Here is a 23,289-nt window from a genome sequence, read left to right as displayed (position 1 = left end):
CGTGCGGCCGGGTGCCCTCACCCCGGCCCTCTCCCACGGGGAGAGGGAGAAAACCGGGCGTATCAGGCCGCGCTCTTTTTCTTCTTGAACGGTTTCTTCGCGCCGCTACCGGGTGCAACCATCCCTCTGAACGTTTTCACCGGCGTGCTGCGCGCCTGATCGATCAGCTGGTAAAGCGTCCCGACCAGCGGCTGCATAAAGTCCTGGTAACGGCACTGCTTCTCGCTTATCTGCGTCAGTATCGACTCCCAGTGCGCGGTCATGTCAGGCCTGGCGGCCAGCTCCGGCAAGGAGTGAATTAACGCGCGCCCCGGCTCGGTTGAGTGAATATAGCGCCCTTTTTTCTCCAGGAAACCGCGCTTGAACAACAGCTCGATAATGCCTGCACGCGTCGCCTCCGTTCCCAGACCGTCGGTTGCACGGAGGATCTTCTTCAGATCTTTATCCTGCACAAAGCGGGCGATCCCGGTCATCGCCGAGAGCAGCGTCGCGTCGGTAAAGTGCCGCGGCGGCTGGGTCTGACGTTCCACCACTTCGCCCTTCTCGCACAGCAGCTCGTCGTCTTTGGCAACGACGGGCAGCGGCGTGCCGTCGTTCTCCTCATCGCGCTCTTTGTTGCCCAGCAGCGTGCGCCAGCCCGCTTCCGCAAGAAAACGCGCTTTGGCGACAAACTTGCCCTTGGCTATCTCAAGCTCAATGACGCATTTACGGAACACCGCATCGGGGCAGAACTGCATCAGGTACTGGCGGGCAACCAGGTTATAGACCTTCGCTTCGTTGTCGGTCAGGTTGACGCTGCTGGCGCGCGCCGTCGGGATAATCGCATGGTGGGCATCCACCTTTTTATCGTCCCAGCAGCGGTTATGGGTATCGGGGTTAATCACCGACTGCGGCAGCAGATCCGGCGCGTGTACGCCGATGGCGTTCATCACCGAGTGGCGTCCGGCAAAGTGCTCTTCCGGCAGATAGCGGCTGTCAGAGCGCGGATAGGTGATGAGCTTATGGGTTTCATACAGCTTCTGGCAGATGTCCAGCACGTTCTGCGCGCTTAATCCAAACTTTTTGGCCGCCTCAATCTGCAGAGCAGAAAGCGAAAACGGCAGCGGCGCGGGTTCTGATTCCCGCTTATCGTTATAGCTGGTGACGATCGCGGGCTGGCCGGTAATGCGGTTCACGACGTGATCGGCAAGCGGACGATGAAGCAGCCGCCCCTCTTCATCCTGATAGGATTCACAGGCGTCGCTCGGCTGCCAGACGGCGGTAAAGCGCTCGTCTTTTGGCGTGACGATGTGCGCCTTCACTTCAAAGAAATCTTTGGCAACGAAGTTTTCAATCTCTTCGTCGCGACGCACCACCAGCCCCAGCACCGGCGTCTGCACGCGCCCCACTGAAAGTACGCCCTGATAGCCCGCGTTGCGCCCAAGAATGGTGTAGGCGCGGGTCATGTTGATGCCGTACAGCCAGTCGGCGCGGGCGCGGGCTAAAGCCGAGACGCACAGCGGAATAAACTCGCTGTTGGCGCGCAGGCGCGAAATCGCCCGCTCGACGGCCTGCGGGTTGAGGTCGTTGATCAGGCAGCGCTGCACCTGCTGGCGCTTGTCCGGCGCCAGCTCAAGATAGTCCAGCACCTCGTCAACCAGCAGCTGTCCTTCCCTGTCCGGGTCACCCGCGTGAACGATTTCGGCAGCCTCATGGAGGAAGCGCTTGATCACGTTGAGCTGTTTGGTCACGGACGGACGGGGCTGCAGGCGCCATTTTTCCGGCACGATGGGCAGATCGTTCAGGTTCCAGCGGGCGTAGCGGCTGTCGTAGACGTCCGGCTGCGCCTGCTCAAGCAGGTGACCTATGCACCAGGTGACCACCTGCCCGTTGCCGCATTCGATAAAGCCGTCGCCTTTGCGGTGCGGCTTAGGCAGCACGTCGGCGATGGCACGGGCCAGGCTCGGCTTTTCGGCAATAAACAACCGCATCGAATTAACGGATCTCAATCATCGGTCGGCCACCGCGCGCGGTCACCAGCTCGCCGATGGCCGTCAGGGTAATACCAAACTCGGCGGCGGTCGCCTGAACCTCGGCTTCGGATTCCGGCGTGACCGCCAGCAGCAGGCCGCCGGAGGTTTGCGGATCGCACAGCAGGTTGCGCCACTCCTCAGGCATTTCGCCCATCAGGTGACCGTAGCTGGCAAAGTTGCGCTGGGTGCCGCCCGGCACCGCGCCCTGGGCAATGTAGTCCTCAACGCCCGGCAGCTTCGGCACGTCCTGATACCAGACCTGCGCCTGCACGCCCGCGCCCTGACACACTTCGCTCAGGTGGCCCAGCAGACCAAAACCGGTGACGTCGGTCATCGCCTTCACGCCGTCGATATTGGCGAATGCCGCACCGGCGAGGTTCATCTGGCACATCACTTCCGTTGCCAGGCCTTTGTGCTCGGGTTTCAGCAGGGATTTTTTCTCAGCGGTTGTCAGCACGCCAATACCCAGCGGCTTGGTAAGGAACAATTTGCAGCCCGCCTGCGCGGTGCTGTTGCGCTTCACGCGCTCGGTAGGCACCACGCCCGTCACCGCCAGGCCAAAAATAGGCTCTGGCGCATCAATGGAATGACCACCGGCTAACGCAATACCCGCCTGCTGGCAGGCAAAGCGCCCGCCTTCAATGACGTCGCGCGCAATTTCCGGCGGGATGGTGTTGATCGGCCAGCCCAGAATAGCGATCGCCATGATCGGCTTACCGCCCATCGCGAAGATATCGCTGATGGCGTTAGTGGCCGCAATGCGCCCAAAGTCGAACGGGTTGTCGACAATCGGCATAAAGAAGTCGGTGGTGCTGATAATGCTGGTGCCGTTACCTAAGTCATAAACCGCCGCATCGTCACGCGTTTCGTTACCGACAAGCAGGTTCGGGTCGACAAACTTCGCCTGTTCGCTGTGCAGGATGGTTTCCAGCACCTTCGGGGAAATTTTACAACCGCAACCGGCTCCGTGGCTGTACTGCGTTAAACGAATGGTTTGCTCGCTCATGGACGTCTCCTGTCATCTCAATCGCGCTATGGTAGCGCTCATTCCATAAAGAGGTAAGTATGACTGTCTGAATTCTGCGGCGGATGCTCAGAATCCAGACAGTTTAGCGTGCGTTATCAGAAACGGCTGACGAAAGGCGTGGTATCCGGCACGCTGATGGTGCTGGAAGCTTTGAGCTGCGGCGTGCCGAGATAGAGGAACCCAACGATTTTATCGTGCTCACCGCAGGATAAACCGTCGCGTACCGCCGGGCTGTCGGTCAGCGGGCCGGTGCGCCAGATGCCGTTGAATCCCTGCGCGACGGCGGCCATCTGCATCGCCATCACCGCGCAGCCCGCGGACATCTCCTGCTCCCAGACCGGCACTTTATGGTCGGGCTGGCATTTTGCGACGACGGCGATAATCATCGGCGCGCGGAACGGCGCGTTACGCGCTTTCTCAATGCCTTTCTCATCCTGACCGGCCGCAACGGCGCCCTGCTCCAGCAGCGCGCTAAAGCGCTCGCGGCCTTCCCCTTCAATAATAAAGAAGTGCCACGGCTGAAGCGTGCCGTGATCCGGCGCACGCAGACCGGCACGCAGAATGTTTTCCAGCTGCTCGCCCGCAGGTGCCGGTTCAGCCAGACGTGAAGCGCTACGACGGTTAACAAGCAGTTCAAGTGCGTCCATTGATTAACTCCAGTCTTGAAATTTACTCACAAAATTAACACGACAGCAGATTTTGTTACAGCGCGGCAGGCGATTCCTGCTGACAAGTGGCGGTTGGGTCATTACGATAAGCCAACATTACCGTCCGTGGCGGCGGAAACAGTCATTTTCTGGTTAGGGAGAATACATGCGAACCCTTTGGCGAATCTTTGCCGGTTTCTTTAAATGGACGTGGCGACTGCTCAACTTCGTCCGCAACCTGGTGATGAACATCTTCTTCATCTTCCTGGTGCTGGTATGCGTTGGCGTGTGGATGCACATCAGCAACGCCAATCAGTCTCAGCATTCGACCCGCGGGGCGCTGCTGCTCGACATCACCGGCGTCATTGTTGATAAGCCCTCCACCAGCAATCGTCTGGGCGTGATTGGCCGCCAGCTGTTTGGCGCAACGTCCGATCGCCTGCAGGAAAACTCCCTGTTCGATATTGTCGATAGCATTCGTCAGGCGAAAGACGATCGCAACATCACCGGTATCGTGTTGGATCTGAAAGACTTTGCCGGCGGCGATCAGCCGTCAATGCAGTATATCGGTAAAGCGCTGCGCGAGTTCCGCGACAGCGGCAAGCCGGTAATTGCCGTGGGCGACAGCTACAGCCAGGGGCAATATTATCTGGCGAGCTTCGCGAATAAGATCTGGCTTTCACCGCAGGGCACCGTCGATTTACATGGCTTTGCGACGAACGGCCTGTATTACAAATCTCTGCTCGACAAGCTGAAGGTGAGCACCCACGTCTTCCGCGTCGGCACCTATAAATCCGCCGTTGAGCCGTTTATCCGTGACGATATGTCCCCTGCCGCCCGTGAGGCGGACAGCCGCTGGATTGGCGAACTGTGGCAGAACTATCTGGGCACCGTTGCGGCCAACCGTCAAATTACGGCTGAACAGGTCTTCCCGGGCGCGCGCGGCGTGCTGGACGGCCTGCGTAAGGTTGACGGCGACACGGCGAAATATGCCCTTGATAACAAGCTGGTCGATGCCCTGGGCACCAGCGCGGATATCGAGAAATCGCTGACCAAACAGTTTGGCTGGAGCAAAGAGGATAAAAACTACAGCGCCATCAGCATGTACGACTACACGACGAAAAAACCGGACGACAGCGGAAACAGCGTAGCGGTGGTCTTTGCCAACGGCGCCATCATGGACGGCCAGGAAACGCCGGGTAACGTGGGCGGCGATACGACCGCATCGCAGATCCGCGATGCGCGCCTGGATCCAAAAGTGAAAGCCATCGTTCTGCGCGTAAACAGCCCTGGCGGAAGCGTTAGCGCCTCCGAAGTGATCCGCGCTGAACTGGCAGCAGCCCGCGCCGCCGGCAAGCCGGTCGTGGTGTCGATGGGCGGTATGGCCGCATCGGGCGGGTATTGGATCTCCACGCCAGCGAACTACATTGTGGCCAGCCCAAGCACGCTCACCGGCTCGATTGGCATCTTTGGCGTCATCAACACCGTCGAAAACAGCCTGGACTCCCTGGGCGTGCATACTGACGGCGTGGCCACCTCGCCGCTGGCAGACGTGTCGATCACCAAATCGCTGCCGCCGGAAGTGTCGGAAATGATGCAGCTCAGCATCGAGAACGGCTACAAGCGCTTTATCAACCTGGTTGCTGACTCACGTAAAAAGACGCCTCAGCAAATCGATGAGATTGCTCAGGGCCACGTCTGGACCGGGCAGGATGCGAAAAGCAATGGCCTGGTGGACAGCCTGGGCGACTTTGACGACGCGGTGAAGAAGGCGGCCGAGCTGGCTAAGCTTAAGCAGTGGCACGTTGAGTATTATCAGGACGAGCCGTCGTTCTTTGATATGGTCATGGACAGCATGTCCGGCTCCGTCCGCGCGATGCTGCCGGAGGCGATGCAGGCTTATCTACCAGCACCGGTCGCTACCGCCGCAAAAGCAATGAAAGCCGAGAGCGACAAGCTGGCCACCTTTAACGATCCGCAAAGCCGTTACGCATTTTGCCTGACCTGCGCTAACGTCCGTTAAAACCCGTCCCCTCTTCCCGCAAGAGGGGATTTTTTCTTTTGAAGAACAAGAACTCACTACCATGCAGAAGAAATCGATTTATGTAGCCTACACCGGCGGTACCATCGGTATGCAGCGCTCTGAGAATGGCTATATTCCCGTCTCCGGCCACCTTCAGCGTCAGCTGGCGCTGATGCCTGAATTCCACCGTCCGGAAATGCCCGACTTTACGATCCACGAGTACGACCCGCTGATGGACTCCTCCGACATGACGCCGGAAGACTGGCAACATATTGCGGATGACATCAAAGCCAATTACAACAAATACGACGGTTTCGTGATCCTGCACGGTACCGACACCATGGCGTTTACCGCCTCGGCCCTCTCCTTCATGCTGGAGAATTTGAGCAAGCCCGTTATCGTCACCGGCTCGCAGATCCCGCTGGCGGAGCTGCGCTCCGACGGGCAAATCAACCTGCTCAATTCCCTGTACGTGGCGGCCAACTACCCGATCAGCGAAGTGTCGCTGTTCTTCAACAACCGTCTGTATCGCGGCAACCGCACTACTAAAGCCCATGCCGACGGTTTTGACGCCTTCGCGTCACCTAACCTGCAGCCGCTGCTGGAGGCCGGTATTCATATCCGTCGTCTGGGCACGCCGCCTGCGCCGAACACCGCCGGTGAGCTGATTGTGCATCCGATCACCCCGCAGCCGATTGGCGTGGTCACGATTTATCCAGGCATCTCCGCCGACGTGGTGCGCAACTTCCTGCGCCAGCCGGTGAAGGCGCTGATTTTACGCTCCTACGGCGTCGGCAATGCGCCGCAGAACGGCGAGTTCCTGAAGGAGCTTCAGGAAGCGAGCGACCGCGGGATCGTCGTGGTTAACCTGACGCAGTGTATGTCCGGCAAGGTCAATATGGGCGGCTATGCTACCGGCAATGCCCTGGCGCACGCGGGAGTGATCAGCGGCTTTGATATGACCGTTGAAGCGACGCTGACTAAACTTCACTATTTACTGAGTCAGGATCTGGACATTCAGTCCATTCGCCGCGCGATGATGCAAAACCTGCGCGGCGAACTGACCCCGGACGAATAAGGAGCTCTCATGAAGCAACGCGCCCTGTTATTGGTCGATTTGCAAAATGATTTCTGCGCGGGCGGCGCGCTGGCCGTCGCGGAAGGCGACAGTACCGTAGACGTGGCGAATACGCTGATCGACTGGTGTAAAACACGCGGTGAAGCCGTTGTTGCAAGCCAGGACTGGCACCCTGCCGACCACGGCAGCTTTGCCAGCCAGCACAACGTCGATCCTTTCACTCAGGGGGAGCTCGACGGACTCGCGCAAACCTTCTGGCCCGATCACTGCGTCCAGCAGACGGAGGGCGCAGAGCTGCATCCGCTCCTGAACCAAAAGGCTATCGACGCGGTGTTTCACAAGGGTGAAAACCCGGCGATAGACAGCTATAGCGCGTTTTTCGATAACGGGCATCGGCAGAAAACAGCGCTGGACGAATGGTTACGCCACCATGAAATTACCGAGCTGCTTGTGCTGGGCCTGGCGACGGACTACTGCGTGAAGTTTACCGTACTCGATGCGCTCCAGTTGGGTTACGCCGTGAGCGTCATCACCGACGGGTGTCGCGGGGTGAACATTCAGCCGCAGGACAGCGCGCAGGCGTTTATGGACATGGCCGCCGAGGGCGCGACGCTGTATACCCTCGAAGACTGGCTTGAGACGCAGGCGTAAGCCTTTTTAGCCGGGTGGCGCTGACGCTTACCCGGCCTACCCTTCCCCGTAGGCCGGGTAAGGCGCAGCCGCCACCCGGCAATCCTCCCCTCGGATCTCCCATAAAGTGAACTCCTTCGCATCTCAAGCGAAGCGGCAATGCTATTCTCTTCAGGCTGTTTTTTCGCCACGCTTTTTCTGTGGCGTGGTCACTTTTATTAAGTCAAAGAGGAACGTGTATGAAACGTTTGCCATTACTGGCAGCATTGCCGCTGCTTTGCGCTTCACTTGCCTCCGCCAGTACCCTGATGTCCGTGGGCTACTTCAACGGGGGTGGCGATGTCACCGCCGGTCCGGGCGGAGACATTAACAAACTCGACGTCCGCCAGATCACCCACCTGAACTACTCGTTTGGCCTTGTCTATAACGATGAGAAAGACGAAACCAACGCCGCGCTGAAAGATCCGGCAAAGCTGCATCAAATCTGGCTGTCGCCAAAAGTCGCGTCCGACCTCGCGTTAATTCCTGTCCTGCGTAAACAGAACCCGGACCTCAAGGTGCTGCTTTCCGTTGGCGGCTGGGGAGCGCGCGGTTTCTCTGGCGCAGCAGCAACGAAGGAGTCGCGTGCGGTGTTTATCCGCTCAGCTCAGGAGATTGTCGACAAATATGGCCTGGACGGGATCGACCTCGACTGGGAGTTCCCGGTGAACGGCGCGTGGGGGCTGGTCGCCAGCACGCCTGCCGATCGGGATAACTTCACCGCCCTGCTCAAAGAACTGCGCGACGCCTTCGGACATAAGAAGCTGGTTACCATTGCCGTGGGCGCGAATGCGGAAAGTCCGAAAAGCTGGGTAGACGTGAAGGCGATCGCCCCGCTGCTCGACTATATCAATCTGATGACCTACGACATGGCGTACGGAACGCAGTACTTCAACGCCAACCTGTATGACTCCAGCGCCTGGCCAACGGTTGCGGCTGCCGATAAATACAGCGTCGATTTTGTGGTGAATAACTATCTTGCTGCCGGCCTGAAGCCAGAGCAGATGAACCTCGGGATGGGTTTCTATGGCCGCGTGCCGAAGCGTTCCGTGGAGCCGGGCATTGACTGGACAAAACCGGATGCGCAGAAAAACCCGGTAACGCAGCCCTACTTCGGCCCGCAGGAGATCGGTTTGTTCAAGTCGCTCGGGTATGACCTGACCAAAGATACGTACGTGAAGTACAACGATATCGTCAAAAAGCTGCTGAACGATCCGCAGAAGCGCTTTACCGAGCACTGGGACGACCAGGCGAAAGTGCCGTGGCTTTCGGTGAAGTCCGCCGACGGCAAAGCGCTGTTCGCCATTTCCTATGAGAATCCACGCTCAATCGCGATTAAGGCGGATTACATCAAGGAGAAAGGCCTTGCTGGCGCGATGTTCTGGGAGTACGGGGCTGATGATAACAATCAGTTAGCGAAACAGCTGGCGGAGTCACTCGGGATCCCGCATAAGTAGTAAGATAATCAAGCCCTCTCCCCGTGGGAGAGGGTTGGGTGAGGGCATCAACCCGCACCGTTATTGCATTTTCATCGTCGCAATCGGCTTTGGCGTAATGCCAAACTCTTCCTTCAGCTCGCGCTTGCTCTTCATCACCATCTGCCCCTGGGTGTCGATCGTCATGTGCTGTGCGTCAGTGTTGTTGCGCGCCTGCCATAACATGACCAGCTGCAGGCTGTTCTCTTTTTGCTCGGGCGTCAGCGCAACGCCATCGGGCCATTTTCCCAGCTCAACGGCCGTCACCAGACGCTGGTAAACCTCCGGCGTCATGCCCGCAATCATGTCATCAATATTCATGATGTCTCCCTTTCAAAGGAATAATTTGCTGAATCGTTTTTTCAACCTTTGGTCTGGTCGCCGTTTTCATCGTCGGTGAAGCTCATGGAGGCTGAATTTACGCAGAAACGCTCGCCGGTAGGCTGCGGGCCGTCCGGGAAAACGTGGCCGAGGTGTGCATCACAGTTTCCGCAACGGATTTCGGTACGCACCATGCCGTGCGACGAGTCGGTCAGATAACGGATCGCGTCATCGCTAACCGGCTCATAAAAGCTCGGCCAGCCGCAGCCAGAATCGTATTTTGTTTGCGAATTAAACAGCGGCGCATCGCACACCAGGCAGTGGTAGACACCGTCTCGCTTGTTATGCAGCAAACGCCCGGTAAATGGCGGTTCCGTACCGTGATTCTGCGTCACGTAAAACTGCATTTCTGAAAGGTTTTTTTTCAAATCATCGGGGTTACGTTGGTTCGACATATGCTTACATCTCGCTGTAGAAACAGACATCTTTTAACCCGGATTCTAACAAAACATTAACACCCTTGCGTACACTTTTGTTCTAAACTTATGTGTCGCGAAAAGGCGGTCAGGCAATTGTGATCTATTTCACACTTTTATCCTGAGAGGCCTTTAAAATTCCGGGCGCAGCCCCCATGTGGTTGCTAGCTCAAAGGGAAAGTGAGGCGAGTCAGTCGCACAAACGTTAGTCACAGGATTGATTTGTCGCAATGATTGACACGATTCCGCTTGACGCTGCGTAAGGTTTTTGTAATTTTACAGGCAACCTTTTATTCACTAACAAATAGCTGGTGGAATATATGACTATCAAAGTAGGTATCAACGGTTTTGGCCGTATCGGCCGTATTGTTTTCCGTGCTGCTCAGGAACGTTCTGACATCGAAATCGTTGGTATCAACGATCTCCTGGACGCTGAATACATGGCGTACATGCTGAAGTACGACTCAACTCACGGTCGTTTCAACGGCACCGTTGAAGTGAAAGACGGCCACCTGGTTGTTAACGGCAAAACCATCCGCGTTACTGCTGAAAAAGACCCAGCTAACCTGAAATGGAACGAAATCGGTGTTGACGTTGTTGCTGAAGCAACCGGTATCTTCCTGACCGACGAAACCGCGCGTAAACACATCACCGCGGGTGCGAAAAAAGTTGTTCTGACTGGTCCATCCAAAGACAACACCCCAATGTTCGTTCGTGGTGCTAACTTCGAAACTTACGCTGGCCAGGATATCGTTTCTAACGCATCCTGCACCACCAACTGCCTGGCACCACTGGCTAAAGTTATCAACGACAACTTCGGTATCGTTGAAGGCCTGATGACCACCGTTCACGCAACTACCGCTACTCAGAAAACCGTTGATGGCCCGTCTCACAAAGACTGGCGCGGCGGCCGTGGCGCAGCTCAGAACATCATCCCATCTTCTACCGGTGCTGCTAAAGCTGTAGGTAAAGTACTGCCAGAACTGAATGGCAAACTGACGGGTATGGCGTTCCGCGTTCCAACTCCTAACGTGTCCGTTGTTGACCTGACCGTTCGTCTGGAAAAAGCTGCTTCTTATGAAGAAATTAAGAAAGCAATCAAAGCTGCTTCCGAAGGCGCAATGAAAGGCGTTCTGGGCTACACCGAAGACGACGTTGTTTCTACCGACTTCAACGGCGAAGTGTGCACTTCCGTGTTCGATGCTAAAGCTGGTATCGCGCTGAACGACAACTTCGTTAAACTGGTTTCCTGGTACGACAACGAAACCGGCTACTCTAACAAAGTACTGGACCTGATCGCTCACATCTCCAAATAAGTTGAGATGAGAACCTGATCCAAAAAGGCGACTTCGGTCGCCTTTTTTATTGCTTCAAGACAGAGGATTGCTTAATGATTAATAAAATTTTTGCACTTCCGGTAGTCGAACAACTTACCCCTGTGCTCTCCCGCCGCCAGATTGATGGCGCTGACGTTATTGTCGTTGACCACCCGCGCGTAAAAGCCTCCGTGGCCCTGAACGGTGCCCATCTGCTCTCCTGGAAACCAGAAGGCGAAGAAGAAGGCCTGTGGCTGAGCAATGCGACCTCGTTCAAAAAAGGGGCCGCCATTCGTGGGGGCGTACCGATCTGCTGGCCGTGGTTCGGCCCGGCAGCACAGCAGGGCCTGCCCGCGCACGGTTTTGCCCGTAACCAGCAGTGGACGCTGAAAGCCCATAACGAAGATGAAAGCGGCGCAGTGCTGACCTTTGAGCTGCAGGCGAACGATGAAACCCGCGCCCTGTGGCCGCACGATTTCACGCTGTACGCCCGCTTCAAGCTGGGCAAAACCTGCGAGATCGAACTGGAAGCACACGGTGATTTTGAAACCTCTTCCGCCCTGCACACCTATTTCAACGTCGGTGACATTAATGCAGTTAAAGTGAGCGGCCTTGGCGATACCTTTATCGACAAAGTGGATAACGCCAAAGAAGGAAAACTGAGCGACGGCGTTCAGACGTTCCCTGACCGTACCGACCGCGTGTATCTGCATCCGGAAGCCTGCAGCGTGATCCACGACGGCGCCCTGAACCGCGGCATTGAGGTGGTTCATCACCATCACAGCAACGTTGTGGGATGGAACCCAGGCCCGGCGCTTTCTGTCAGCATGGCAGACGTCCCTGACGACGGTTATAAAACGTTTGTCTGCGTGGAAACCGCGTGCGTGACTGAACTGCAGAAAACGAGTGAAGAGAAACCGTCTCGCCTGGGGCAGACGATTAAGATTGTGAAGCGCTAAGAGAAAAGCGCCCCTCACCCTGGCCCTCTCCCCATAGGGGAGAGGGGATAGTCGGTGCAGGCTTAAACTACGTCTAAAGGCGTTTTAACGGCGGGTACTGGGAAGGCATTATCTAAAAGGCGTAACTCTTCGCCGGTCAGCGTGATATCTAGCGCTCCCGCATTCGCTTTGACGTGTTCAATGGATGCCGCCTTCGGGATGGCCATCACGCCCTGATGACGTATCACCCACGCCAGCAGGATTTGCGCGGCGGTTGCGTTATGGTTACGGGCAATCTCGTTGACGACCGGGTGATTCATCAACCCTGTTCGCAAGCGTCCGGCCTGGGCCAGCGGGCAGTACGCCATCACCGGAACATCGTGCTGCTGACACCAGGGCAGCAGATCGTATTCAATGCCGCGCGATGCAAGGTAATACAGCACCTGATTGGTCGCACAGGCAGAGCCGCCCTCCTCACGCCACAGCGCCTGCATGTCGTCGACGTCAAGATTCGACACGCCCCAGCGGCCAATTTTGCCCTGCTGCTGAAGTTTGTTCATCAGGTCGATGGTTTCATCGAGCGCAAAATTGCCCCGCCAGTGCAGCAGGTAAAGGTCGATACGATCGGTCCCCAGACGTCGCAGGCTGGCTTCACACGCGGCCTGTCCTTTCTGGCCGCCCGCATTCCACGGGTACACTTTGGACACCAGAAACACCTTGTCGCGCTGGCCTTTTATCGCCTCGCCGACCACCTCTTCCGCCCCGCCTTCAGCATACATTTCAGCGGTATCGATCAGCGTCAGCCCAAGATCGATGCCCGCCCGCAGTGCATCGACCTCTGTTTTACGCAGGCTCGCCTTTTCGCCCATATACCAGGTGCCCTGCCCAATCGCGGGGACTGAACGGCTGCCGGAAAATGCCACGGTTTTTACGCTCATATCACTCTCCTGTTTAGTTGCACCACGCTAAAGCAAACGGGGCGCAAGCGCCCCGTTATCATGCACAGATTGCACTGTAATAATGCACAATCAGAATTTGTAGGTGACACCCACTGAGAAGATCCCAGCCCAGGACTTATCGACCATCGGGCTATCTTTAACTTCATCGCTCAGACGGGAGTAACGGCCGGTGCCGTAAACGTTCCAGTCACCGAGGAAGTTATAGCTTGCGGTCAGCTCAAGGTACGGGTCCCAGCCATCGTCTGCGCTATAGCTTTTCAGACCACTGCGGCGAGACTCATTTTTAGACACGCCATAGTAGTAGTCGTTGTAGTTTTCGCTGCTGTACTGCACGCCAATACCCGGCGTCAGGGTCAGCGCGCCGTTGGTGTAACGGTAGAGCCAGGCCAGATCCCAGATGAAGCCGTTGCTGTTATCCAGCGTATCGCCCGCCAGCGCGGTGCGCAGGAAGCCGTACTGCGTGTTATGAACGTAAGAGAGACCCGCCATCATCGAGCTCTTACGTTTGTCGAGCTGGCGCAGCGCGTGGCTGTCGCTGTCACCCGGCTTGAAGTGCGTCGGATCGTAGTACGCCATGATCGAAAGCTTGTCAGCCGTGTCGTTCCACAGATAGTAGCCGCCGCCTAAACCGCGGAACCAGAAGTTATCGCCTTCATAGGTGACAACGGGAACGGGATACACATCGCGGTCATACTGCTTATACGGGCTGTTAATGACACCCGCGCCCGCGCCAACAGTCCACTGACCTTCCGCCTGCGCGGTGCTTACTGCGGTAGCGGCAAGGATGCCCAATGCCAGAAGTTTGAGTTTGGTCACAATCCATTCTTTCCTGTAGTCAAATAATCAGCGGGTGAAGTGTAACCGCCATTCCCGAACATCCCAAAACTTTTTGCCCACTAATGAGTTTGATTAACCCGTTATTTTTCACTTTTCAGATGACAACCCGCTTTCATTTATGTGACCAGAGAATGAAAACTCCGGTTTGGCCTTATAACAAGGGTGGAAATTTTTGGATGAGTTATTGATATGTCATTGAAATTGGATTTTATCGACATGCAAGTTTTGCAAATGCCATCTACGCTTTAATTTAAGAAGAGGTTTTGCTGAACACCCTGCGGTTCTTAGCCTTCGACCTGGCACACAGGTTGCTGCTCTGGCAGTGAGGTGCGAGAAATTCTCTTCCGGGAGCCTCCACTACTCATACGAACGGCTCTTATCCTGTGCTAAAAAACGAAAGGACGGCATGCCATGAATATATTCGATCACTATCGCCAGCGCTATGAAGCTGCCAAGGACGAAGAGTTCACACTGCAGGAGTTTCTTACCATTTGTCGGCAAGATCGCAGTGCCTATGCCAATGCGGCAGAACGGCTATTGATGGCTATCGGTGAACCAAACATGGTTGACACTGCCCTGGAGCCTCGGCTTTCCCGTCTCTTTTCGAATCGGGTAGTTGCCCGATATCCGGCGTTTGAAGAGTTTTATGGCATGGAAGATGCTATCGAACAGATTGTCTCCTATCTGAAACACGCTGCCCAGGGTCTGGAAGAGAAGAAGCAGATCCTCTATTTACTGGGCCCCGTCGGCGGCGGTAAATCGTCGCTTGCCGAACGCCTGAAAGCATTGATGCAGCGCGTGCCTATTTACGTGCTGAGCGCCAACGGCGAGCGCAGCCCGGTCAATGACCATCCGCTGTGCCTGTTTAATCCGCAAGAGGATGCGCAGATTCTGGATAAAGAGTTTGGCATTCCGCACCGCTACCTCGGCACAATTATGTCGCCGTGGGCGGCAAAACGACTGCACGAGTTCGGCGGGGATATCACCAAATTCCGCGTCGTTAAAGTGTGGCCGTCGATTCTGGAACAGATCGCCATCGCCAAAACGGAACCGGGTGACGAGAACAACCAGGATATTTCTGCCCTGGTCGGTAAGGTCGATATCCGCAAGCTGGAACACCACGCGCAAAACGACCCGGATGCCTACGGCTATTCCGGTGCGCTGTGCCGCGCAAACCAGGGGGTGATGGAATTCGTGGAGATGTTCAAAGCACCGATCAAAGTGCTGCATCCCCTGCTGACCGCCACCCAGGAAGGAAACTACAACGGCACGGAAGGCATTTCTGCCCTGCCGTTTAACGGCATCATCCTTGCCCACTCTAACGAATCAGAATGGGTGACCTTCCGCAATAACAAGAACAATGAGGCGTTCCTTGACCGCGTATACATCGTCAAAGTGCCTTATTGCCTGCGGATCTCCGAAGAGATCAAAATCTACGAGAAGCTGCTTAACCACAGCGAGCTGGTGCATGCGCCATGCGCCCCCGGCACCCTGGAAACGCTGTCACGCTTCTCCATTCTGTCGCGCCTGAAAGAGCCGGAAAACTCCAGCATCTACTCAAAAATGCGCGTCTACGATGGTGAAAGCCTGAAGGATACCGATCCGAAAGCCAAGTCATACCAGGAATACCGCGACTACGCCGGCGTCGACGAAGGGATGAACGGTCTTTCAACGCGCTTCGCGTTCAAGATCCTCTCCCGCGTCTTTAACTTCGACCATGCGGAAGTGGCGGCCAACCCGGTTCATCTGTTCTACGTGCTGGAGCAGCAAATCGAACGTGAGCAGTTCCCGCAGGAGCTGGCCGAGCGCTACCTGGAGTTCCTCAAAGGCTACCTGATCCCGAAATACGCCGAGTTCATTGGCAAAGAGATCCAGACCGCCTATCTGGAATCCTATTCCGAATACGGGCAGAACATCTTCGACCGCTACGTGACCTATGCCGACTTCTGGATCCAGGATCAGGAGTACCGCGACCCGGATACCGGCCAGCTGTTTGACCGTGAATCCCTGAACGCGGAGCTGGAAAAAATCGAGAAGCCTGCCGGGATCAGCAACCCGAAAGACTTCCGTAATGAGATTGTGAACTTCGTCCTGCGCGCCCGCGCGCACAACAACGGACGCAATCCAAACTGGACCAGCTACGAAAAACTGCGCACCGTTATTGAGAAGAAAATGTTCTCCAATACCGAAGAGCTGTTGCCGGTGATTTCGTTTAACGCCAAAACCTCAACCGACGAGCAGAAAAAGCACGACGATTTTGTCGACCGTATGATGGAGAAAGGCTATACCCGCAAGCAGGTTCGCCTGCTCTGCGAATGGTATCTGCGCGTGCGTAAATCGTCTTAAAACAAGTGCCCGGTGGCGCTTGCGCTTACCGGGCCTACAAAATGTCCGGCACTTTCGGACGCTGCAAGTTGGCAAATGCAGTACGGGGGATATATGACCTGGTTTATTGACCGGCGTCTTAACGGCAAAAACAAGAGCACGGTAAACCGCCAGCGCTTCTTGCGCCGTTATAAATCGCAAATTAAACAGTCGATCTCCGAGGCCATCAACAAACGCTCGGTGACCGACGTCGACAGCGGCGAGTCTGTCTCCATCCCTACCGATGACATCAGCGAACCGATGTTCCATCAGGGGCGAGGCGGCCTGCGCCATCGCGTTCATCCAGGCAATGACCACTTTGTGCAGAACGACAGAATCGAGCGCCCGCAGGGTGGCGGCGGCGGTTCGGGAAGCGGTCAGGGCCAGGCCAGCCAGGACGGCGAAGGCCAGGATGAGTTTGTCTTCCAGATTTCCAAAGATGAATATCTCGATCTGCTCTTCGAGGATTTGGCCCTGCCGAATCTGAAAAAGAACCAGCATCGGCAGCTCAACGAATATAAAACCCATCGCGCGGGCTATACCGCCAACGGCGTGCCCGCTAACATCAGCGTCGTGCGTTCGCTGCAGAATTCCCTGGCGCGGCGCACGGCGATGACGGCAGGTAAACGGCGCGAGCTTCGCGAGCTGGAAACCAGCCTCAAGGTTGTGGAAAACAGCGAACCGGCGCAGCTGCTTGAAGAGGAGCGCCTGCGTAAAGAGATCGCTGAGCTACGGGCGAAGATCGACCGGGTGCCGTTTATCGACACCTTCGACCTGCGCTACAAGAACTATGAAAAACGCCCGGAACCTTCCAGTCAGGCGGTCATGTTCTGCCTGATGGACGTCTCCGGCTCGATGGATCAGGCCACCAAGGATATGGCGAAGCGTTTTTATATCCTGCTTTATCTGTTCCTGAGCAGAACCTATAAGAACGTCGAGGTGGTGTATATCCGCCACCACACCCAGGCCAAGGAGGTCGATGAACATGAGTTCTTCTACTCGCAGGAAACCGGTGGGACCATCGTCTCCAGCGCCCTCAAGCTGATGGATGAAGTGGTGAAAGAGCGTTACGACCCCGCGCAGTGGAACATCTATGCCGCGCAGGCGTCGGACGGTGATAACTGGGCAGACGACTCCCCGCTGTGTCACGAAATCCTGGCGAAGAAAATTCTGCCGGTGGTGCGTTACTACAGCTATATCGAAATTACCCGCCGGGCGCACCAGACGCTATGGCGCGAATATGAGCATCTGCAGTCCATGTTCGATAACTTTGCGATGCAGCATATCCGCGATCAGGACGATATCTATCCGGTATTCCGGGAGCTGTTCCACAAGCAGTCCAGCACCAGCAGCGCATAACCCAACGGCCAGCGGATTCGCTGGCCGTTTTCTTTCTGCCCTTCTCTCCCCGTGATAATGTAGAGCGTTATGTACTGGCATTTAACAGGGGAAAAACGCGATGTCTGAACAGGTTAGTGGGACAGCTACGCACGCTCGGCTGATTACGTTACTCACCGAACAGGGCGCCCGGTTTCGCGTGATGGAGCATGACGCAGTGGGGAAATGCGAAGCGGTAAGCGAAATTCGCGGCACCGCTCTGGGGCAAGGGGCGAAAGCCCTGGTCTGCAAAGTGAAGGGAAACGGAGTAAAAAAACATGTTCTGGCGATCCTCGCCGCCGACCTTCAGGCCGACCTGAGCCGGCTGGCCAGCCACTTCGGTGGGTTAAAAGCCTCTCTCGCCAGCCCGGCTGAAGTCGACGCCCTCACGGCCTGCGTGTTTGGCGCTATCCCGCCCTTTAGCTTCCACCCTGATTTAGCGCTGGTCGCCGACCCGCTGCTGTTCGAGCGTTTCGACGAGATCGCGTTCAACGCCGGCCTGCTTGAGAAATCCGTCATTATGGATACTCAGGATTACCTGCGTATCGCCCGGCCTGAGCTGGTGACGTTCCACAGAGCGTAACCGAGACGGCTGGCGTTCTGTCAGCCGTTTCTTTCAATTAAGAGAACCGACGCGACCAGAATAATTGCGATGGTCAAAAACGTTGAGGAGATAATCAGCGTTTCAACAAACATGTGATCGTTCATGATATCGCTCCTTGTGCCTCGTATATCCCTTTTTATCCCTTAATAATGACGGTGAGATGACAGCTGCGGGTCATCCAAATGAATATTAAGCGCGCTGAAACGATTCGCGAAAAATAACCCCGCAAGTGCAAGATAATTAGCATTCTCAGTAAATTGTTACCGGTATCACGAAAAGCAGTTTCCATAAGCCTGTTGGCAGATCTCGTAATTGTGAACGCCCGTGAGGTGGTTAAACATGTTTAACAGAGCATCTCAACAACACACCTTAACGGGCAAGGCGATAACAATGACCGAGACGATTACCCGCAAAGAAAAAATCAGCTACGGATTAGGGGATATGGCCAGCCATATTGGGCTGGATAACGTGATCATTTTCCTGACATTTTATTATACGGACGTCGTTGGGCTACCGGCAGCCTTTGTGGGAACCATGTTCCTGCTGGCGCGCACGGCAGATGCCATTATCGACCCGGCAATGGGCTATATTGCAGACCGAACCCGCACCCGCTGGGGGAAGTTCCGCCCGTGGATGCTGTGGCTGGCGCTGCCCTTTGGGGCAAGCTGCCTGCTCACCTATGCCGTACCGGAATCTCTGGATCTGCACGGTAAAATGATCTTCGCTACCGTCAGCTATACCCTGATGATGCTGATGTACACCGCCATTAATATTCCCTATTGCTCAATGGGCGCCGTCATTACCCCTGATAACGACGCGCGTATTTCCCTACAGTCGTATCGTTTTTTCCTCGCCACATTAGGAGGCGCACTCTCGACCTTCTTTATGATGCCGCTGGCGGAATTTTTAGGGGGCGACGATAAATTAATGGGTTACCGCTGGGCAATGGCCATTATGGCAACCGTTGCGGTGATTATGTTCTGGATCTGTTTTGCCAATACCCGCGAGCGAATTAATGCTCCTGCTACCCATAATAATTACCTTTCAGAACTAAAGGATTTATTGCGAAACGATCAGTGGCGCGTTGTCGCCGTGCTGGTATTAACCAATATCGGCTTTGGGGTTATTCGCCTCGGCGCGATGATGTATTTCGTCACCTATTATCTCGGCAGCGCCAGCTATTTTATGTGGATGCTGGGGGCGCATATTTTGGGGAAAGCGGCTGGCAGCGCGCTGGCAAAACGTTTAACCCAGAATTACAGCAAAGTGCAGATGTTTGGCTACTGCTCCGTCATTGCGGGCGTGCTGAGCATCGCGCTGTTCTTTGCGCCTAAATCGGTATTCATCCTCGTCCCGCTAACCTTTATCGTCTCAACGCTCTACCAGGCGACCACCACGCTCATGTGGGTAATGATGGCGGACGTGGCCGACTACGGAGAATACAAGCAGGGCAAACGCATGGACGGCGTGATTTTCTCTACCTTCCTCGCCGTACTGAAGCTGGGAATGGCCATCAGCGGCGCGATCGTGGGCTGGACGCTGGGCTTTAGCGGCTATGTCCCCAACGCGCCAGAACAGACCTCCACGGCGATGTACTGCATTATCGCCCTCTTTACCATCGTGCCCGGCGTGCTGTCGCTTTGCGCTTTCGCCACGCTGCGCTGGTACAAGCTTGACGACAGCACGATGAAATCGATCCAACTCGCCAAACACACGGTTTAAAAAGGACGCGTTATCCATGAGTGAACTGATTCAACATTCCAACAGTATCGAATGGCGTTTTGAACGTCAGATCCTGCGCATCGAACCCTGGGGAGAAAACAGCCTGCGCGTCCGGGCGACCTGCTCCCCGGAATTCAGCGATGCGGAGCATGCGTTACTCCCTGCCGACCCCTGCCACGCCGAAATTACGGCAGAAGCGGAAAGCCTGACGCTGCGTAACGGCAACATCACCGCGACGCTGAACCTCAAAGGACAGCTGGCCTTCTATAACCAGCGCGGCGAACTGCTGCTGGAAGAGATGTGGCGACAGCGCTCTACCGTCGGGATCGGCGCCAGCGAAAAGAGCCAGGATAAATACGTCAGCGCTCTCAAGCTGGATGGTCGTGAATTTAAGCCGCTGGCAGGGGGTAAATATCAGCTCACCGTCCGGTTTGAATCTCGTCCGGATGAACGTATCTACGGCATGGGGCAATACCAGCAACCCTGGCTGGATTTGAAAGGCTGTACGCTTGAGCTGGCGCAGCGCAACTCTCAGGCCAGCGTCCCCTTTATGCAGTCCAGCCTTGGCTATGGTTTGCTGTGGAATAATCCGGCCATTGGCGAAGCCAGCTTTGCCAAAAACCAGACGGAATGGCGCGCCCGCGTGACGGGTGAGATGGACTACTGGATCACCGCAGCCGATAGCGTGGTGGACATCACCCGCCAGTACGTGAAAGCCACCGGCACCCCGCCGCAGGCGCCGGACTTTATCAGCGGGCTGTGGCAGTGCAAGCTGCGCTATCGCACGCAGGAAGAGGTGTTAGAGGTCGCGCGTGAATACCGCCGCCGCAATCTGCCGCTCTCGGTGATGGTCATCGACTTCTTCCACTGGCCGAATCAGGGTACATGGTGCTTTGATCCCGTCGACTGGCCCGACCCGAAAGCGATGGTCGACGAGCTGCGCGAGCTGGGCATCGCGCTGATGGTCTCCGTCTGGCCTACGGTGGAAGCGCGCAGCCCGCTCTATCCGCTGATGAAGGCCAAAGGCTGGCTGGTCAGCAGCGAACGCGGCGTACAGGTGAACCTCGACTTTATGGGCAACACCACCTTCTTCGACGCCACCCACCCGCAGGCGCGGCAGTTCGTCTGGGACACGGTGAAGAAAAACTATTATGACCTGGGGATTAAGCTGTTCTGGCTCGACGAGGCGGAGCCCGAATACCGCGCCTATGATTTCGATAACTATCGATATCACGCTGGCCCGGTGCTGGAGGTCGGCAACCGCTACCCGCGCGATTTTGCACAGGGGTTTTACGATGGCCTCCAGGCCAACGGTGAGACGGACATCGTAAACCTGGTGCGCTGCGCCTGGGCGGGCAGCCAGCGCTACGGCGTGCTGGCCTGGTCAGGCGACGTTCACTCCTCGTTCCACGCGTTTCGTAACCAGCTCGCCGCCGGGCTGAATATGGGGCTGGCGGGGATTCCGTGGTGGACCACCGATATCGGCGGTTTCCAGGGCGGCAACGTTGAGGATCCGGCGTTCCACGAGCTGCTGATCCGCTGGTTCCAGTGGGCGGTGTTTACCCCCGTACTGCGCATGCACGGCTACCGCGAACCGCAGATCCAGCCGCCGGAGCGCTACCGGGACGGTATTCCGCAGTGCAACAGCGGCTCGCCGAATGAGCTGTGGAGCTACGGGGAAGAGAACTTTGCCATCATGCAGCGCTGGCTCGCCGTGCGCGAAACGCTGCGTCCCTATATTGATGCCCTGTACGAAAACGCCCATCGGAACGGCGATCCGCTAATGCGTCCGCTGTTCTGGCACTACCCGAATGAAGCGCAAAGCTGGGAAACGGAGGATCAGTATCTGTTCGGCCAGGACCTGCTGGTTGCGCCGGTAATGCATGCAGGCCAGCGTGAACGTCAGGTTTGGCTGCCAGCCGGAAATCGCTGGGTTGCCCTGAACGGTGAACGCTATGCGGGCGGCGAGCGGATCGCGGTGCAGGCAGCGCTTGATACCATTCCGGTATTCATTCGTGAAGGCAGTCCGCTGGTGCAGCAGCTAGTGAGCTAAATTCAGGCAAGCGCCCAAAAAATAGAGGAATTTTTGATAAAAGCCTGTTTGCCCTCGCGTTTGCGCGTAAAGTAAGCAGGCTTACTATTTTTGGCAAGGATCTCCTCATGTTCGACCCGACTCTGCTTATCCTTCTGGCGCTGGCCGCGCTCGGCTTTGTGAGCCACAACACCACCGTTGCTATTTCAATTCTGGTGTTGATCATCGTGCGTGTGACCCCGCTCAACGCCTTCTTCCCGTGGATAGAAAAACAGGGCCTCACCATCGGGATTATCATCCTGACCATCGGCGTGATGGCCCCCATCGCCAGCGGGACGCTACCCGCCTCGACCCTCCTGCACTCCTTCGTGAACTGGAAATCACTGATCGCTATCGCGGTAGGCGTATTTGTCTCGTGGCTGGGCGGCCGGGGCGTCACACTGATGAGCAGCCAGCCCTCGCTGGTGGCCGGCCTGCTGGTAGGAACCGTGCTCGGCGTAGCGCTGTTTCGCGGAGTGCCGGTTGGCCCGCTTATCGCTGCCGGGCTGGTGTCGCTGTTTATTGGGAAGTCGTAGTCAGGCTGGCGATATAGCGCGCTGGCGTTTGCCCCAAACCCTTCTTAAACATGGTGATAAACGCGGTGGTAGAGTCATAACCCAGTGACTGCGCCACCTGCTGCACCGACTTCCCGCTAATCAATAGCTGTAGGGCAACAATGAGCTGCAGCTGATGCCGCCAGCGGCGAAAATTCAATCCGGTCTCTTTCACCACCAGCCGCGCCAGGTTGCGCTCGCTCATGGCAAAATGGCTCGCCCACTGCGCCAGGGTCTGCCAGGCGGCGGGCTCCTTCGCCATGGTCTCGCTCATCAGCCGAATTTTGGGATGAGGTGAAACGGGTAGCTGCAGATGTTCCTGAGGCTGTAAAGGCAGCTCGTCAAACAGCACGCCGACAAGCCGCGCGGTGGTGGGTTCATTCAGCTGCACGCGCGATTTTTCTGCCAGAGATAAAATCAGCTCGCGTACCAGCGGCGATATTTTCAGCGTGCAGCAGCGTTCGGGCAAACCCAGCGCGCCGGGTTCAATAAACAAAAAGCACAGCTGCGCGCCCGGCGTAGCCTTGTTGCTGTGCGGCATCTGCCCCGGGATCCACACCGCATACTGCGGTGGCACCATCAGCATGGCGTTTTCCACTTCGCAGGTGATTGCCCCGCCCAGCGCCAGGATCAGCTGGCCCTTGCGGTGCTGATGCTCCGGAATATGCTGCTCTTCCGCCACCACGCGGATGCGGAATGCCACTGCCGCATCGCGCTGGCTATCGGGATCGTAACCTTCCAGCCCAAGACCAATCATTAAGTTGTCCGATATTAGCGATAAACTGTCATTTTAGCTTGATTTCAACGGCCGTTAAAATC

At 56.4% G+C, this 23,289-nt stretch carries 21 protein-coding genes; 12 read left to right on the top strand and 9 right to left on the bottom strand.

Annotated features, from left to right (window positions below; genetic code table 11):
• Window positions 1–62 precede the first annotated feature (62 nt).
• The 3 genes from E0L20_RS13330 to E0L20_RS13320 form a co-directional block, all read right to left on the bottom strand.
• Complete coding sequence (locus E0L20_RS13330; RefSeq protein WP_131634358.1) at window positions 63–1,970, bottom strand: DNA topoisomerase III; 1,908 nt, start codon at window positions 1,968–1,970, stop codon at window positions 63–65.
• Window positions 1,971–1,974: 4 nt separating this feature from the next.
• Window positions 1,975–3,018 (bottom strand): selenide, water dikinase SelD, encoded by a 1,044-nt coding sequence (selD, locus tag E0L20_RS13325; RefSeq protein WP_131634357.1) that lies wholly within the window; start codon window positions 3,016–3,018, stop codon window positions 1,975–1,977.
• 116 nt (window positions 3,019–3,134) lie between these two features.
• A complete protein-coding gene (locus E0L20_RS13320) occupies window positions 3,135–3,686 on the bottom strand; it encodes an NAD(P)H nitroreductase (protein WP_131634356.1) in 552 nt (183 codons plus the stop codon).
• Window positions 3,687–3,852: 166 nt separating this feature from the next.
• On the opposite strand from E0L20_RS13320, the gene sppA reads away from it, so the two are divergent.
• From sppA to chiD, 4 genes are all read left to right on the top strand, one after another.
• Window positions 3,853–5,709: a signal peptide peptidase SppA gene (gene sppA, locus E0L20_RS13315; RefSeq protein WP_131634355.1), complete on the top strand. Its 1,857-nt coding sequence runs from the start codon at window positions 3,853–3,855 to the stop codon at window positions 5,707–5,709.
• A 61-nt stretch (window positions 5,710–5,770) separates the two neighbouring features.
• Window positions 5,771–6,787, top strand: coding sequence for an asparaginase (gene ansA, locus E0L20_RS13310; RefSeq protein WP_131634354.1), 1,017 nt, complete (start codon window positions 5,771–5,773; stop codon window positions 6,785–6,787).
• 9 nt (window positions 6,788–6,796) lie between these two features.
• The gene (pncA, locus tag E0L20_RS13305; RefSeq protein WP_131634353.1) at window positions 6,797–7,438 is read left to right on the top strand and encodes a bifunctional nicotinamidase/pyrazinamidase; all 642 of its coding nucleotides are present in this window, start codon (window positions 6,797–6,799) and stop codon (window positions 7,436–7,438) included.
• A 218-nt stretch (window positions 7,439–7,656) separates the two neighbouring features.
• The gene (chiD, locus tag E0L20_RS13300; RefSeq protein ID WP_131634352.1) at window positions 7,657–8,913 is read left to right on the top strand and encodes a chitinase ChiD; all 1,257 of its coding nucleotides are present in this window, start codon (window positions 7,657–7,659) and stop codon (window positions 8,911–8,913) included.
• A 60-nt stretch (window positions 8,914–8,973) separates the two neighbouring features.
• Here chiD and E0L20_RS13295 read toward each other — a convergent pair whose 3' ends face one another.
• The gene (locus tag E0L20_RS13295) at window positions 8,974–9,252 is read right to left on the bottom strand and encodes a YeaC family protein (RefSeq protein ID WP_131634351.1); all 279 of its coding nucleotides are present in this window, start codon (window positions 9,250–9,252) and stop codon (window positions 8,974–8,976) included.
• A 41-nt stretch (window positions 9,253–9,293) separates the two neighbouring features.
• On the bottom strand, window positions 9,294–9,707 hold the full coding sequence (gene msrB / locus E0L20_RS13290) for a peptide-methionine (R)-S-oxide reductase MsrB (RefSeq protein ID WP_131634350.1): 414 nt from the start codon (window positions 9,705–9,707) through the stop codon (window positions 9,294–9,296).
• A 341-nt stretch (window positions 9,708–10,048) separates the two neighbouring features.
• On the opposite strand from msrB, the gene gapA reads away from it, so the two are divergent.
• Window positions 10,049–11,044: a glyceraldehyde-3-phosphate dehydrogenase gene (gene gapA, locus E0L20_RS13285; protein ID WP_006174810.1), complete on the top strand. Its 996-nt coding sequence runs from the start codon at window positions 10,049–10,051 to the stop codon at window positions 11,042–11,044.
• Between the two features lie 74 nt (window positions 11,045–11,118).
• Window positions 11,119–12,003, top strand: coding sequence for a D-hexose-6-phosphate mutarotase (locus tag E0L20_RS13280; RefSeq protein ID WP_131634349.1), 885 nt, complete (start codon window positions 11,119–11,121; stop codon window positions 12,001–12,003).
• A 62-nt stretch (window positions 12,004–12,065) separates the two neighbouring features.
• Here E0L20_RS13280 and E0L20_RS13275 read toward each other — a convergent pair whose 3' ends face one another.
• A complete protein-coding gene (locus E0L20_RS13275) occupies window positions 12,066–12,920 on the bottom strand; it encodes an aldo/keto reductase (protein ID WP_131634348.1) in 855 nt (284 codons plus the stop codon).
• A 90-nt stretch (window positions 12,921–13,010) separates the two neighbouring features.
• A complete protein-coding gene (locus E0L20_RS13270) occupies window positions 13,011–13,757 on the bottom strand; it encodes a MipA/OmpV family protein (RefSeq protein ID WP_131634347.1) in 747 nt (248 codons plus the stop codon).
• A 432-nt stretch (window positions 13,758–14,189) separates the two neighbouring features.
• On the opposite strand from E0L20_RS13270, the gene yeaG reads away from it, so the two are divergent.
• The 3 genes from yeaG (at window position 14,190) to E0L20_RS13250 (ending at window position 18,102) form a co-directional block, all read left to right on the top strand.
• The gene (gene yeaG / locus E0L20_RS13265; protein WP_131634346.1) at window positions 14,190–16,124 is read left to right on the top strand and encodes a protein kinase YeaG; all 1,935 of its coding nucleotides are present in this window, start codon (window positions 14,190–14,192) and stop codon (window positions 16,122–16,124) included.
• A 93-nt stretch (window positions 16,125–16,217) separates the two neighbouring features.
• Entirely contained in the window at window positions 16,218–17,501 is a 1,284-nt protein-coding gene (locus tag E0L20_RS13255; RefSeq protein ID WP_131634345.1) for a YeaH/YhbH family protein, read from the top strand.
• Window positions 17,502–17,601: 100 nt separating this feature from the next.
• Window positions 17,602–18,102: a YbaK/prolyl-tRNA synthetase associated domain-containing protein gene (locus tag E0L20_RS13250; RefSeq protein ID WP_131634344.1), complete on the top strand. Its 501-nt coding sequence runs from the start codon at window positions 17,602–17,604 to the stop codon at window positions 18,100–18,102.
• Between the two features lie 20 nt (window positions 18,103–18,122).
• Here E0L20_RS13250 and yoaI read toward each other — a convergent pair whose 3' ends face one another.
• On the bottom strand, window positions 18,123–18,227 hold the full coding sequence (gene yoaI, locus E0L20_RS24085) for a small membrane protein YoaI (protein WP_242673404.1): 105 nt from the start codon (window positions 18,225–18,227) through the stop codon (window positions 18,123–18,125).
• A gap of 286 nt (window positions 18,228–18,513) precedes the next feature.
• Between yoaI and E0L20_RS13245 the strand changes: the two genes are divergently transcribed.
• From E0L20_RS13245 to E0L20_RS13235, 3 genes are all read left to right on the top strand, one after another.
• A complete protein-coding gene (locus tag E0L20_RS13245) occupies window positions 18,514–19,845 on the top strand; it encodes a glycoside-pentoside-hexuronide (GPH):cation symporter (protein WP_131634343.1) in 1,332 nt (443 codons plus the stop codon).
• A 16-nt stretch (window positions 19,846–19,861) separates the two neighbouring features.
• The gene (locus E0L20_RS13240) at window positions 19,862–21,898 is read left to right on the top strand and encodes a glycoside hydrolase family 31 protein (protein ID WP_131634342.1); all 2,037 of its coding nucleotides are present in this window, start codon (window positions 19,862–19,864) and stop codon (window positions 21,896–21,898) included.
• 107 nt (window positions 21,899–22,005) lie between these two features.
• Complete coding sequence (locus E0L20_RS13235; protein WP_131634341.1) at window positions 22,006–22,452, top strand: DUF441 domain-containing protein; 447 nt, start codon at window positions 22,006–22,008, stop codon at window positions 22,450–22,452.
• On the opposite strand, the gene E0L20_RS13230 is transcribed toward E0L20_RS13235, so the two are convergent.
• Window positions 22,436–23,227 carry an AraC family transcriptional regulator gene (locus E0L20_RS13230; RefSeq protein ID WP_131634340.1) on the bottom strand — a complete coding sequence of 264 codons (792 nt, stop codon included), beginning with the start codon at window positions 23,225–23,227 and terminating at the stop codon, window positions 22,436–22,438. The genes E0L20_RS13235 and E0L20_RS13230 overlap by 17 nt on opposite strands.
• Between the last annotated feature and the right edge of the window lie 62 nt (window positions 23,228–23,289).

It is taken from the genome of Enterobacter wuhouensis (assembly GCF_004331265.1).
In the GTDB taxonomy this organism is placed as follows: Bacteria; Pseudomonadota; Gammaproteobacteria; order Enterobacterales; family Enterobacteriaceae; genus Enterobacter; species Enterobacter wuhouensis.
This window is presented reverse-complemented; position numbering and strand designations above follow the sequence as displayed.

Coding starts and splice junctions, on each gene's coding strand:
- gapA (WP_006174810.1), top strand. CDS start 10,049: ATGACTATCAAAGTAGGTATCAACGGTTTTGGCCGTATCGGCCGTATT.
- E0L20_RS13275 (WP_131634348.1), bottom strand. CDS start 12,920: ATGAGCGTAAAAACCGTGGCATTTTCCGGCAGCCGTTCAGTCCCCGCG.
- E0L20_RS13330 (WP_131634358.1), bottom strand. CDS start 1,970: ATGCGGTTGTTTATTGCCGAAAAGCCGAGCCTGGCCCGTGCCATCGCC.
- E0L20_RS13230 (WP_131634340.1), bottom strand. CDS start 23,227: ATGATTGGTCTTGGGCTGGAAGGTTACGATCCCGATAGCCAGCGCGAT.
- yeaG (WP_131634346.1), top strand. CDS start 14,190: ATGAATATATTCGATCACTATCGCCAGCGCTATGAAGCTGCCAAGGAC.
- E0L20_RS13295 (WP_131634351.1), bottom strand. CDS start 9,252: ATGAATATTGATGACATGATTGCGGGCATGACGCCGGAGGTTTACCAG.
- E0L20_RS13255 (WP_131634345.1), top strand. CDS start 16,218: ATGACCTGGTTTATTGACCGGCGTCTTAACGGCAAAAACAAGAGCACG.
- E0L20_RS13250 (WP_131634344.1), top strand. CDS start 17,602: ATGTCTGAACAGGTTAGTGGGACAGCTACGCACGCTCGGCTGATTACG.
- E0L20_RS13320 (WP_131634356.1), bottom strand. CDS start 3,686: ATGGACGCACTTGAACTGCTTGTTAACCGTCGTAGCGCTTCACGTCTG.
- E0L20_RS13280 (WP_131634349.1), top strand. CDS start 11,119: ATGATTAATAAAATTTTTGCACTTCCGGTAGTCGAACAACTTACCCCT.
- pncA (WP_131634353.1), top strand. CDS start 6,797: ATGAAGCAACGCGCCCTGTTATTGGTCGATTTGCAAAATGATTTCTGC.
- sppA (WP_131634355.1), top strand. CDS start 3,853: ATGCGAACCCTTTGGCGAATCTTTGCCGGTTTCTTTAAATGGACGTGG.
- msrB (WP_131634350.1), bottom strand. CDS start 9,707: ATGTCGAACCAACGTAACCCCGATGATTTGAAAAAAAACCTTTCAGAA.
- chiD (WP_131634352.1), top strand. CDS start 7,657: ATGAAACGTTTGCCATTACTGGCAGCATTGCCGCTGCTTTGCGCTTCA.
- E0L20_RS13235 (WP_131634341.1), top strand. CDS start 22,006: ATGTTCGACCCGACTCTGCTTATCCTTCTGGCGCTGGCCGCGCTCGGC.
- selD (WP_131634357.1), bottom strand. CDS start 3,018: ATGAGCGAGCAAACCATTCGTTTAACGCAGTACAGCCACGGAGCCGGT.
- ansA (WP_131634354.1), top strand. CDS start 5,771: ATGCAGAAGAAATCGATTTATGTAGCCTACACCGGCGGTACCATCGGT.
- E0L20_RS13245 (WP_131634343.1), top strand. CDS start 18,514: ATGACCGAGACGATTACCCGCAAAGAAAAAATCAGCTACGGATTAGGG.
- yoaI (WP_242673404.1), bottom strand. CDS start 18,227: ATGAACGATCACATGTTTGTTGAAACGCTGATTATCTCCTCAACGTTT.
- E0L20_RS13240 (WP_131634342.1), top strand. CDS start 19,862: ATGAGTGAACTGATTCAACATTCCAACAGTATCGAATGGCGTTTTGAA.